Raw genomic sequence first — 12832 nt, forward strand, 5'->3', positions numbered from 1 at the left:
GGGCATCGCGACGCGCATCGCGGCGGGGCGGTTTGAATGCGTTCGGTAAATGCCGTCCAGCAGGCGGCACCGTGATGCGCGCAAACCCCGCCCGGTCGGTCATATCGTGCCGTCAGGGCAGGCAAATCAACCCTTGTTTCGCCTTGGACAGGAACATTCACGGGCGATGCCTGTTCTGTTCCTGTCCGATCCAAGGAGGCATATCCGTGTCCAACGAGCAGCCCGCCACGACATCCCCCTCAATCTCCGGTCCCGCAGGTGTCGTCCACCGGGCGGCGCATCACAGTGGCGATACAGACCCTAACCTGACGCGCCTTGCCGCGGCGCGGCTGGCGATCGAGGGGATTTCCCATCAGGTGGACGGTGGTCGCTTTGCGGCAAAGGTGGTTGCGGGACAGGCCGACCAGTTTCAGGCGGACATCTTTTCGGACGGGCATGACATCATCGCTGCGGCCCTGCTGTGGCGTCCAATCAGTCAGGACGGATTTGCCGAGGTGCCGATGACCTTTGTGATCAACGATCGCTGGCAGGCCAGCCATGTTTTCGACCAACCAGGCGAGCACCAGATCGCCTTTGCCGCGTGGCGCGACCTGTTCGCGACCTGGCGGAAGGAGGTTCTGGCCAAACACGCAGCCGGTCAGGCCATATCGCTGGAACTGACCGAGGGGCGCGCCCTGCTGGAGGCAGCGATAGGCCCCAAGGGTCGTGCAACGGCCCAGGACAAAGCCGCGCTAAAGGCGGTTCTGGAACAGGACGACGCCCTGTCGGCGCAGGGCGATACGCCGCGTTTGACCGCATTCACAGCAGAGGGGGTGACGGCGCTGATGGATCGTTCGGCACCCCGCACCGATCTGACGATGTCCGACATCCTGCCGCTGTACGTCGACCGCCTGGCCGCTGCGTTCAGCGCGTGGTACGAGCTGATGCCCCGGTCGCAATCGGGCAGCATGGAGCGGCACGGCACGTTCGACGACGTGATCGCGCGGCTGCCCTATGTGCGCGATCTGGGCTTTGACGTGCTGTATTTCCCGCCGATCCACCCGATCGGACGCACGAACCGCAAGGGTCCGAACAACAGCCTGACCGCCGGACCGGACGATCCGGGCAGCCCCTATGCCATCGGGTCGGTCGACGGCGGTCATGATGCGATCCACCCGGAACTGGGCGATTTCGACGATTTCCGGCGATTGATCGATGCCGCCCGCGATCACGGGCTGGAGATCGCGCTGGATTTCGCGATCCAATGTTCGCCGGACCATCCGTGGATCAGGGAACATCCCGAATGGTTCGACTGGCGCCCCGACGGCACCATCAAGTTCGCCGAGAACCCGCCCAAGAAATACGAGGACATCGTCAACGTCCATTTCTATCGCGATGCGCTGCCGGGCCTGTGGTACGCGCTGCGTGACGTGGTGCTGTTCTGGGTCAATCACGGGGTGCGCATCTTTCGCGTGGACAACCCGCACACCAAGCCGTTCCCGTTCTGGGAATGGATGATCGCCGAGGTTCGCCGCGTCGATCCCGGCGTCATCTTTCTGGCCGAGGCGTTCACCCGGCCCAAGGTGATGAAGCGGCTGGCCAAGGTGGGCTTTTCGCAATCCTATTCCTATTTCACCTGGCGCAACGAAAAGACCGAGATCACCGAATACCTGACAGAGCTGACGCAGACCGACAGCCGTCTGGTGATGAACCCGAACTTCTTTGTGAACACGCCCGACATCAACCCGCGCTTTCTGCAGTCCAGCGGCAGGCCGGGGTTCCGTATCCGGCTGGCGCTGGCGGCCACCCTGGGCGGCAACTACGGCGTCTATAGCGGGTTCGAGGTCTGCGATGCAGCGCCTGTGCCGGGCAAGGAAGAATACCTGAACAGCGAGAAATACCAGTTGCGGGTGTGGGACATGGACCAGCCGGGCAACATTCAGGACGACATCCGCCTGATGAACCGTCTGCGCCGCGATCACCCGGCGCTGCGACAGTTCACCGACCTGACCTTTCACGTGGCCGACAACGACAAGGTGCTGGCCTATGCCAAGCGCGCTGGCGACGATTACGTGCTGATCCATGTGAACCTGGACCCCCACGAAACCCAGACCTTCCAGTTCGAGGTTCCGATGTGGGAATTCGGGCTGCCCGACGATGCCTCGATCGAGGTCCGCGACCTGATCAACGGCAACAGCTTTACTTGGCATGGCAAGGCCCAGACCCTGGATCTTGATCCCCAGACCCGTCCCTATGCCGTCTGGCAACTCATCGCACCCGGAGCGCCGCGCCCATGAACATCCCGAACCCCAAGCGCGACGGCGCAACCTTTGCCATGACCGGCGGTATCGACCGTGACCAGTCGGACTGGTACAAGGATGCCGTCATCTATCAGTTGCACATCAAGGCGTTCATGGATTCGAACGGCGACGGCATCGGCGATTTCGCCGGCCTGATGCAGCGGCTGGATTATGTTCAGGAACTGGGCGTGACGGCGATCTGGCTGTTGCCGTTCTATCCGTCGCCGCTGCGCGATGACGGGTACGACATCGCGGATTACCGGTCGATCAACCCGTCCTATGGCGCGATGCGCGACTTCAAGGCCTTCGTGACCGAGGCGCATCGGCGGGGTATCCGCGTCATCACCGAACTGGTGATCAACCACACCAGCGATCAGCATCCGTGGTTCCAGAAGGCCCGTCATGCCAAGCCCGGTTCGGCGGCGCGCGATTTTTATGTCTGGTCAGATACGGACGAGAAATGGCCCGAGACCCGGATCATCTTTCTGGACACCGAAAAGTCGAACTGGACCTGGGATCCGGTCGCCGGGGCCTATTACTGGCACCGGTTCTATTCGCATCAGCCGGACCTGAACTTTGACAACCCCAAGGTGCTGGCCGAGGTGCTCAAGGTCATGCGCATGTGGTTGGAGATGGGCGTCGACGGGCTGCGTCTGGACGCGATCCCCTATCTGGTCGAACGCGACGGGACCAATAACGAGAACCTGCCCGAGACGCATGACGTCCTCAAGGCCATCCGCGCCGATCTTGACAAGCATTTCCCCGACCGGATGCTGTTGGCAGAGGCCAACCAGTGGCCTGAGGACACCCGCCCCTATTTCGGCGAGGGTGATGAATGCCACATGGGGTTCCACTTTCCGCTGATGCCGCGCATGTACATGGCGCTGGCACAGGCGGATCGTCACCCGATCACCGACATCATCCGGCAGACGCCCGAGATCCCCGAGAACTGTCAGTGGGGCATCTTTCTGCGCAACCATGACGAACTGACGCTTGAAATGGTGACGTCCGAGGAGCGCGACTATCTGTGGCAGACCTATGCCACCGACACGCGGGCGCGCATCAACCTGGGCATCCGGCGCCGTCTGGCGCCCCTGATGCAGAACGACCGCCGCAAGATCGAGCTGTTGAATTCGCTGCTGCTGTCGATGCCCGGGACGCCGATCATCTATTACGGCGACGAGATCGGCATGGGCGACAACTATTACCTTGGCGACCGGGACGGGGTGCGTACGCCCATGCAGTGGTCGGGCGACCGCAATGCGGGCTTTTCCACGGCGAAACCGCAGCAGCTTTACCTGCCCACGATCATCGATGCCGTCTATGGCCATCAGGTCATCAACGTCGAGGCGCAGGCGGACGACCCGTCTTCGCTGTTGAACTGGATGCGCCGGATGATCACCGTGCGCGGTCAGCACCCGGCGTTTGGCCGTGGGGAAATGACGCTGCTCTATCCGCGCAACCGCAAGATCCTGGCCTATATCCGCGAATACGAGGGGCGGGCCTATCTGTGCGTCGCCAACCTGTCGGACAGCGCGCAGGCGGTCGAGCTGGACCTGGCCAGCCGCCGGGGCATGGTGCCGGTGGAACTGACCGGGCGGTCGGCATTCCCGCCGATCGGCGATCTGCCCTATATGCTGACGCTGCCGGCCTATGGGTTCTTCTGGTTCGCCCTGTCGGGCGAGGAGGAGATGCCGTCGTGGCACGAACAGTTGCCCGACATCCTGCCCGAGTTCATGACCCTGACCACCCGCGACGGCAAGGTCAGCACCGCATTGGCCGGACGCGAAGGGGCGCAACTGCAGGCAGAGGTCCTGCCGCAATGGCTGCCGTTGCAGCGTTGGTTCGCCGCCAAGGACCAGACCGTGCCCCCCCGTGCCCGCCTGCGTCAGCTGGGCGATCTGGGACAGGGGGAACACGCGATGGTCGCGCTGGACGTGACGCCCGGCGGTGACGGAGAGGAACAGAGCTATTTCCTGCCCCTGTCGGCCCGGTGGGGCGACGAGAACCTGCGCCCTGGCGCGCCCAAGCTGTCCTGGACGCTGGCCAAGATCCGCCACACCGCGCGGGTGGGGGCACTGGTCGACGGTGCATTCGACGAACGCCTGCCGCAGTTGCTGCTGGACGGAATGATCGAGGGCACGCCCCAGGGCGATCTGAAATTCCACGGCACCGATGCGCTGCGTGCCATCACCGAACCGGGAACGCCGCGCCAGATGGGGGTCGAACAGTCGAACCTGTCGATTGCGTTCTCGGACCAGATCATCCTGAAACTGTATCGCCGTCTGCGCAGCGGGCATCAGCCCGATGTCGAGGTCGCACAGTTCCTGACCACCGTCGCGGGTTACGCCAACACGCCGCGTTATCTGGGCCATCTGGACCACGAGGGTAATCATAATACGACGCTGGCGGCGGCATTCGCGTTCGTCCCGAACCGGGGCGATGCGTGGACGGGTATCGTCGATGCGCTGATGCTGGAGTTGAACGAGAGCGACGGCTGGACGTCGGCGGGCGATGCCGCACCGGTGCGGCACGGGTATGATTTCCCGCTGTCGATCGGCACGCTGCTGGGACAGCGGACGGCGGAACTGCACCGTGCCTTGGCAACGCCGACCGACGATCCGGCATTCGCGTTGCAGGATCTGACCGCGGACACGCTGCGCGGATGGGCTGATGACGCAGTCGCTGATGCTACGGCAATGCTGGACCGGCTGGAGCAGGCGGACCTGCCCGAGGACGCCGCGCCGCTGGCCGAACAGGTGCTGGCACAACGTGATCAGTTGCTGGACCGGCTGCGCCGCGTGGCCGACCTGACCCCGTCGGGTGGGATGTCGCGCATTCATGGGGATTATCACCTGGGTCAGGTTCTGCTGGCGCAGAACGACGTTGCGATCATCGACTTCGAGGGCGAACCTGCGCGGTCGCTGGACGAACGTCGGGCGCTGTCGTCGCCGTTGCGCGATGTGGCGGGAATGCTGCGGTCGTTCGATTATGCGGCACTGACCGTGGTTGCGCGGCACCGTACCAGCTTTGGCGGGACTGCCGAACAGGCGTTGGAGCGGATCGAGGATTGGCGGCGCACGGCCAGCGCGTCGTTCCTGGAGAGCTATCGCGACCATATCGACGGGGCGGCCAACCTGCCGTCCGATCGCGCCGCGGCCGATGCGTTGCTGGATCTGTTCCTGCTGCAAAAGGCCATCTACGAAACCGGGTACGAGCTGGGCAACCGCCCTGCATGGGTCGGCATTCCGCTGGCCGGTATCCTGGAACTGCTGTCGCAGGAGAACGCATGACCGATCTCGCATATCTGCCCGATGGGCTGACGTCTTCCGGGATCGAGGCGATCCTGCGCGGACAGCATCACGACCCGTTTGCCATTCTGGGCCCGCATGACGGGCAGCTGCGGGTGTTTGCACCCCAGGCCGCCGAGGTTCAGGCCGTGACCGATGACGGTGTCTTTTCGCTGGACCGGATCCATCCCGAAGGGTTCTTTTGCGGCCCCGGTCCGCAGGGGGCGTACCGGTTGGCGGTGCGGGCGGGGGACCATGAATGGCAGGTCGACGACCCCTATCGTTTTGGCCCTGTGCTGGGAGAGATGGACGAATACCTGATCGCCGAAGGCAGCCACCGCCGCCTGTATGACAAGCTAGGCGCGCGTCCGGTCACCCATCAAGGCGTCGAGGGTGTTGCCTTTGCGGTCTGGGCGCCCAATGCCCGCCGTGTCAGCGTGGTGGGTCATTTCAACGCGTGGGACGGGCGCCGCCACCCGATGCGCCGCCGCCTTGGGCCCGGCATCTGGGAACTGTTCATCCCCGGCCTGACCACCGGCGAAGTCTATAAATACGAGATCCTCAGCGCGCATGGCGAACGCCTGCCGCTCAAGGCGGACCCGGTCGGGTTCGCCCATCAGCAGTCGCCGGAAACCGCATCGGTCGTGCACGGGTTGCCCGACCATGACTGGCGCGATGCCGAGTGGCTGACCGTGCGGGCGCGCCGTCAGGACCGTCAGGCCCCGATCTCGATCTATGAGGTGCATCTGGGGTCGTGGCGCCGGGGTGGCGATGACGAGATTCTGGACTATGACGCGATGGCGGATCTTCTGGTGCCCTATCTGGAACACATGGCCTTTACCCATGTCGAATTCCTGCCGGTGGGCGAACATCCCTTTACCGGATCGTGGGGCTATCAGCCCGTCGGCCTGTTCGCGCCCACCAGTCGTTTTGGCTCCCCCGAGGCATTTGCGCGGATGGTCGACCGTCTGCATCAGGCGGGCATCGGCGTCATCATGGATTGGGTACCGGCGCATTTCCCGTCCGACGCGCACGGACTGGCCGGGTTCGACGGCACGTCCCTGTATGAGCATGCGGATCCGCGTCAGGGGTTCCATCAGGATTGGAACACGCTGATCTATAATTTCGGCCGCCGCGAGGTCGCGAATTTCCTGCAGGCCAGCGCGCTGTACTGGGTGGACAAGTTCCATGTCGATGCGTTGCGCGTCGATGCGGTCGCGTCGATGCTGTATCTGGATTATTCGCGCCAGCCCGGTGAGTGGGTGCCCAACCGTCATGGTGGCAACCAGAACCTGGAGGCCATCGATTTCCTGCGCGAGGTGAACACCCGCGTCACCAGCGACCACCCCGGCGCAATCACCATCGCCGAGGAATCGACCGCCTTTCCGATGGTCAGCCGCCCCGTCGACCAAGGGGGTCTTGGGTTTGCGTTCAAATGGAACATGGGCTGGATGAACGACACCCTGTCCTATTTCCGCCTTGATCCGATCCACCGTCAGCATCATCAGCACGACCTGACATTCGGTCTGGTCTATGCCTTTTCCGAAGATTTCGTCCTGCCGCTGAGCCATGACGAGGTGGTGCATGGCAAAGGATCGCTGATCCGTCAGATGGCCGGCGATCGCTGGCAGAAATTCGCGAACCTGCGGGCCTATTACACGTTCATGTGGACGCATCCGGGCAAGAAGCTGCTGTTCATGGGCTGTGAATTTGCCCAGGATCGCGAATGGAACCACGACCAGTCGCTGGACTGGCATCTGCTGGATGATCCGCTGCATGCGGGGGTTCAGTCGCTGGTCGCGGACCTGAACCGCCTGTACCGCGACACGCCGGCCCTGCACCGGCTGGATTGCGACCCTGACGGGTTTGAATGGATCGACAACAGCGATAGTGCCCAAAGCGTGCTGGTCTGGATGCGCAAGTCCGATGACGGTGCACCCCCGGCCATCGTCGTAAGCAACCTGACCCCCGTGGTGCGCGAAGATTACCGGATCGGCGTGCCGCTGCCCGGTGCGTGGCGCGAAGTGCTGAACAGCGACGATCAAGCCTATGGCGGATCAGGCGTCGGCAACCCCGCGGTGCGTGACGCCGAAGCCGTCGTCTGGCATGGTCGCGACCAATCGCTGAGCCTGACGCTGCCACCGCTGGCGACCGTCGTGCTGATGCCGGTGCAGGAATGATATCGGCCCGTCCGACGGGGGGTGAGGGCAACCCCCTGCACGCCCGCGCCCGCGCCTATGGCATCCAACCGCAATACGATCTGATCGGGGGCGCGGTGCATGATGCACCCGACGACACGTTGCGTGGGTTGCTGGCGGCATTCGAAGCGGACACCCTGCCGCCGCTGGCATCGGAACCGCGCCTGACCGCGCCTGCCGGTGCCCTGTGCCACGTGCCGGGTCAGGGTCGTCACTGGGGGATCGCGTTGCAGCTGTATCAACTGCGCAGCGATCGCAACTGGGGCATTGGTGATTTTGGCGACCTGCATGTGCTGGCCGGGCATGCCGCACGGGTGGGGGCGGCCTTTCTGGGGCTGAACCCGCTGCATGCGATGTTTCTGGCCGATCCGTCGCGGTGCAGCCCGTTTTCGCCATCGAACCGGCGGTTCCTGAACCCGCTGTATCTGGCCGTCGATCAGGTGCCCGGCTATCGCGCTGATATGGCCGATGGCGCAGTGCTGGATGCACTGCGGGGGGCGTCGCTGGTCGATTATCCCGGCGTGGCTGCGGCGAAACTGTCCGCGCTGCGCGCCATCTGGGATGATGGGGCAACCCTACCGGATGCTTTCGTCGCTGAGGGCGGTGACGACCTGCACCGCCACGCCCTGTTCGAGGTCGCGTCGGCCGCGATGGTCGATGCCGGACATGGTGCCGGTTGGCTCAGCTGGCCCGAGGCATGGCGCGACATTGACGGCGATGCCATGCGCCAGCTGGCGCAGGACCGCGCGGATGACATCGCGTTCCACATGTGGCTGCAATTCCTGTGTCAGACGCAATTGCAGGCCCTGCGTGATCACTGTCGTGACCTTGGCATGGTGATCGGTCTGTATCTGGATTTCGCCGTCGGAGAGGCCGCGGACGGGTCCGGCAGTTGGGGCAGCGACATCGTGTTGCCAGACGTGCGCATCGGCGCCCCGCCCGATTATTTCAATGAACAGGGTCAGGACTGGGGCCTTGCGCCATTGTCCCCCGTGGCAATGGCCGCAACCCACGCGGCGCCGTTCCGCGACCTGATCCGCCATGCCGCGCGACAGGCGGGTGCGCTGCGCATCGACCACGCCATGGGACTGTGGCAGCTGTTCCTGATGCCGCAGGGGGCAGGCGCTGCTGACGGCACCTATGCCCGTTATCCGCTGGAGGACATGCTGTCCGCACTGGCTGATGCGTCGCGGGAAAACGAAACGACCATCATCGGAGAGGATCTGGGCAACGTCCCTCCGGGGTTCCGCGCGGTGATGGAGGCGTGCCGCATCCTGTCCTATCGAATCTTCTTTTTCGAGCGTGGTTCGGATGGGTTCACTCCCCCTGCAGACTATCCGCGCGACGCCCTGGCTTGTCTGTCCACCCATGACCTGCCGACCTTTCGCGGCTGGTGGCGGGCCGACGACGTGGCGCTGCGTCAGCGTTTCGGCTTTATCAGCGATGCTGCGGCGGTCGAACAGCGCGATGCGCGTGATACTGAACGGGCCGACCTGTTGGCCGACCTTGTCGCGGCAGGGCTGCTGGCGCCTGATGTTGCCGACGGGATCGACCCGGATGATGCCCCCGCGGCGCTGACGATTGCGGTGCATCGCCACCTCTCTGGCGCGCCGTCACGCCTGTTCGCCGTCCGGCTGGAAGACCTGGCGGCGGAATTGCACCCGGTCAATGTTCCATCAACAGTCGATGAATACCCCAACTGGCGTCGCAAACTGTCCATGCCGCTGAACGATTTGATCGCTACGCCGCTGTTTCGCGACCTGACGGCTGGACTGGCATTGGAAAGGCGGTCGGGCCACGCTTGATCAAGAGCCGGTAACGCGGTGCCGCTATTGGGACACTTATCGGAAAAGCGGCCCTCATGGATAAGGCGAATGAAAGGGTCGTGGCACCGGACTGTAGAAAACCAGGTGCCAAAGGGGCGTGACGGATCGGCCGGTCAAGAAAAAATCCCGGTACAAATACCGGGATTTTTAAATTGGTGGTCACTGGCGACAATTACTGCGGTTATTCGCTGTGACCCTGCACGACTTGTGCGTGCTGAACCACAGTCCAGTCCTCGTGCGCTCTTTTACGATAGACAGAGGTACAGGCGGCGGTGAACTTTGTGTCCCCTTTGTGCGCCTGGACTTCGTATCCCACGACAATCAAGCCCTCTTGCGGACGCGAGATCTGCTGGTTCGAAAAACTGACCTCGTCCCATTCCGGCGTTCCGGTGACCGCGTCGACCGCTGCCTGTCCCTGAAACAGGTATGGTGCGTGGCTAAGCGCCATGACGCATTCCGGGTCGACCCGTTCGTGATAGCGTCCCTCCGATGCGCGCCAAAGGCTTTCCTCAAAGTTCCAGACCCTGGTGTCATCCATCTCATCGTCTCCCGTTTGCGATCATGATCAACAGAACGGATTGCAGGCAGTTCCCGCGCATAAGGCACAGTCATGTGATGTGGCCCACCAAGAGCATCCATGCCCATCACCGGCCCGCCAAGGGGCGGGGTCGTATGTGCGTCATTCAGGGAAAGATAAACAACCGGGAAAAGAACTTACAAACCAACCACTCAACATTCCCGGTTGTTAAGGGTATTATGCCTAAAATTGACCAGACAGTCAGCCTGTCTCTTTCGTAAGGGGTCCTGCAGTGGTGATATAAGTGGTGACCAGCCATGTCAGGCGCGCCGCGTCACCTGACAGACCAGCGGCGATTGGGTAAATGACCGGATTAGGGTCGGGGGAAATGCAGGACTCAGCACGGGCCGCAAATCGAAAACCGAACTGGGCGGCAGGTTGTGATGCGCACGACATGGCGGACGATTCGGGTGTCTAACCGCTGCCGCATGCGATCATCATACGATCTCAGAACAGTGGTTCTGCGCGTTCCGTCGCACCGCCCGCCTGGTCAATCCGGCTTTGCGCCGCAACCCGATGCCTGACCAGCCCCGCGTGGCGCAACGTGTGGGCGACCGTCTTTTCTTGCTGCGCATGACGCTGCATGGTTATGCCACAACAGGTCTTACGTACCGATGGCGGCCCGCAGCAACATCCGGAGCCGTCCTGGATCTGTTGTTCGTCTGATCGAACGCACGGGACCGGCCCCGAAACGTGGCCGGCCCTTGATCAGCCTGCCTTGACGGCAGGCAGGTCGATGTTGATTTCCAGACTGGACATGTTGTCTCCACGCTCCATGCGGACGTCGACGTCCTTGTCGCTGATCGGGACGTGCTTGCGGATCGCAGCAACAATGTCGCGTTGCAGCATGGGCAGATAATCCGCCTCGGCAGAGCCACTGCTGCTGCGTTCATGCGCCAGAAGGATCTGCAGGCGGTCCTTGGCCGTCTGCGCGGATTTGGGCGGGTGCTTTTTGCGGGCAAATCCGAACAGGTTCATGACGCCCGCCCGAACAGACGCTGAAACAGACCGGGGCGGCGTTCGCCCTGGATGCGCATTTCGACCTCTGTCCCGGTCAGGCGGGTCACTGCGTCGTCATAGGCCTGTGCGGCCGCGGACGGTCCGTCCAGCGTGACGGGCGTGCCGACGTTCGATGCCTTCAGGATCGCCTTGCTTTCCGGTACGACGCCCAGCAGGGGGACGGCCAGGATCTCCAGCACGTCGTCGACGGTCATCATCTCTCCGCGGTCGACACGCTCCTGGTCATAGCGCGTGATCAGGACCTGTGCCTTGATCGGCTCGGCGCCTTCGGTTTCGGCGCGCTTGGTCTGGCTGCTCAGCAGGCCCAGCACGCGGTCGCTGTCGCGGACCGAGGACACTTCGGGGTTGGTCACGACCACGGCCTCGTCGGCGAAATACATCGCCATCTGCGCACCATGTTCGATCCCGGCCGGGCTGTCGCAGATGATATAGTCGAAATCGGCCTTCAGCTCTGTCAGGACCTTTTCGACGCCCTCTTTGGTCAGGGCGTCCTTGTCGCGGGTCTGCGACGTCGGCAGGATCGACAGCGTGTCGACCCGTTTATCCTTGATCAGCGCCTGCTTCAGCTTGGCATCGCCCTGGATGACGTTGATGAAATCGAACACCACCCGGCGTTCGCAGCCCATCGTCATGTCCAGGTTGCGCAGACCCACGTCGAAATCGATGACGACGGTCCGAAAGCCCTGCTTGGCCAGCGCGGCAGAGATCGCCGCCGAAGACGTCGTCTTGCCCACGCCGCCCTTGCCCGACGTGATCACGATGACCCGCCCAAGGGGCGGGTTGGTCTTGGGTTCTGTCGTCATGCGATCACCTCCATGCAAAGTTTTTCATCCCTGAGATATATGTGCGTGCAGCGTTGGAGGGCCGCCGCATCCAGCGTTTCGCTGGTCTGATACAGTCCCGCGATGGCCACCAGCTCCGCGTCGAGGGTCTGGCAGAAGATATGCGCGCTCTCGTCTCCGTGGCATCCCGCCATCGCCCGCCCGCGCAGCGTGCCATAGACGTGGATGTTGCCCGCCGCCACCAGTTCCGCGCCCGATGCGACCGACCCGATAACCGTCAGGTCGCCATGTTCCGCGATCACCCGCTGTCCGGACCGGACCGGGGCCTGAATGACCTTGTTCTGTACCGGAGGCGGCACGTCCGCCGTCCGTGTGGCTCCGGGACGAGCGCTGGCACCAGCGTTTCGCGGCAATGGCGCGTCGCGTCCCGTGGTCACCGGGATCAGCCCGTGCCGGTCCAGCATCGCGTCGTCCAGGCTGTCCGCATTCTGGACGCCAAAGACCCGCAATTCGCGCTGCCGCAACTGTGCCAGAAACGCACCGATGCGGTCGGGGTCATGCAAACCCGGGGCGTTGGCCAGGTCCAACACCATCGGCGCGCCCGCAAAGAACTGCGGTGTCGTGCGCAATTGCTCGTCCAGCTGGGCAAAGAAGGCGTCGTCCGGGCTGTCACGATCGATGCGAAGCACCAGTGCGGTCAGAAATCGGCCGCGGACCTGAAAGGCGGCTACGGTCGCCGGCACGGGTTCATGCCGGTTCCGGGCGTATCGTTGGGACACCTTCAGACTTTGCTCCTGCTCCATGGCGGGTCGCGATTCGGTGCCGCGCCGTTTTTGTTGAACCTCCTCTTTCACGAACTG

General features: G+C 63.4%; 8 protein-coding genes. 4 read left to right on the plus strand and 4 right to left on the minus strand.

What is annotated here, in order from left to right; genetic code table 11:
* The first annotated feature begins 206 nt into the window (after positions 1-206).
* From ACJJVR_RS01555 to malQ, 4 genes are read left to right on the plus strand one after another with little or no spacing between them, the layout of a single operon-like run.
* On the plus strand, positions 207-2276 hold the full coding sequence (locus ACJJVR_RS01555) for an alpha-1,4-glucan--maltose-1-phosphate maltosyltransferase (protein WP_405401689.1): 2070 nt from the start codon (positions 207-209) through the stop codon (positions 2274-2276).
* Complete coding sequence (gene treS / locus ACJJVR_RS01560; protein ID WP_405401690.1) at positions 2273-5572, plus strand: maltose alpha-D-glucosyltransferase; 3300 nt, start codon at positions 2273-2275, stop codon at positions 5570-5572. The genes ACJJVR_RS01555 and treS overlap by 4 nt, the downstream gene beginning before the upstream one ends.
* Positions 5569-7749, plus strand: coding sequence for a 1,4-alpha-glucan branching protein GlgB (glgB, locus tag ACJJVR_RS01565; protein WP_405401692.1), 2181 nt, complete (start codon positions 5569-5571; stop codon positions 7747-7749). The genes treS and glgB overlap by 4 nt, the downstream gene beginning before the upstream one ends.
* Positions 7746-9572: a 4-alpha-glucanotransferase gene (gene malQ / locus ACJJVR_RS01570; protein ID WP_405401693.1), complete on the plus strand. Its 1827-nt coding sequence runs from the start codon at positions 7746-7748 to the stop codon at positions 9570-9572. Before glgB ends, malQ begins: the two co-directional genes overlap by 4 nt.
* A 202-nt stretch (positions 9573-9774) precedes the next feature.
* Here malQ and ACJJVR_RS01575 read toward each other — a convergent pair whose 3' ends face one another.
* The 4 genes from ACJJVR_RS01575 to minC all read right to left on the minus strand — a co-directional run bounded on the left by ACJJVR_RS01575 (position 9775) and on the right by minC (position 12715).
* A complete protein-coding gene (locus ACJJVR_RS01575) occupies positions 9775-10131 on the minus strand; it encodes a hypothetical protein (protein ID WP_405401695.1) in 357 nt (118 codons plus the stop codon).
* Positions 10132-10878: 747 nt separating this feature from the next.
* The gene (gene minE, locus ACJJVR_RS01580) at positions 10879-11148 is read right to left on the minus strand and encodes a cell division topological specificity factor MinE (protein WP_405401697.1); all 270 of its coding nucleotides are present in this window, start codon (positions 11146-11148) and stop codon (positions 10879-10881) included.
* Positions 11145-11993: a septum site-determining protein MinD gene (minD, locus tag ACJJVR_RS01585; protein ID WP_405401699.1), complete on the minus strand. Its 849-nt coding sequence runs from the start codon at positions 11991-11993 to the stop codon at positions 11145-11147. Before minD ends, minE begins: the two co-directional genes overlap by 4 nt.
* Positions 11990-12715 carry a septum site-determining protein MinC gene (gene minC / locus ACJJVR_RS01590; RefSeq protein ID WP_405401701.1) on the minus strand — a complete coding sequence of 242 codons (726 nt, stop codon included), beginning with the start codon at positions 12713-12715 and terminating at the stop codon, positions 11990-11992. Before minC ends, minD begins: the two co-directional genes overlap by 4 nt.
* Between the last annotated feature and the right edge of the window lie 117 nt (positions 12716-12832).

It is taken from the genome of Paracoccus sp. Ld10, from assembly GCF_045064235.1.
In the GTDB taxonomy this organism is placed as follows: Bacteria; Pseudomonadota; Alphaproteobacteria; order Rhodobacterales; family Rhodobacteraceae; genus Paracoccus.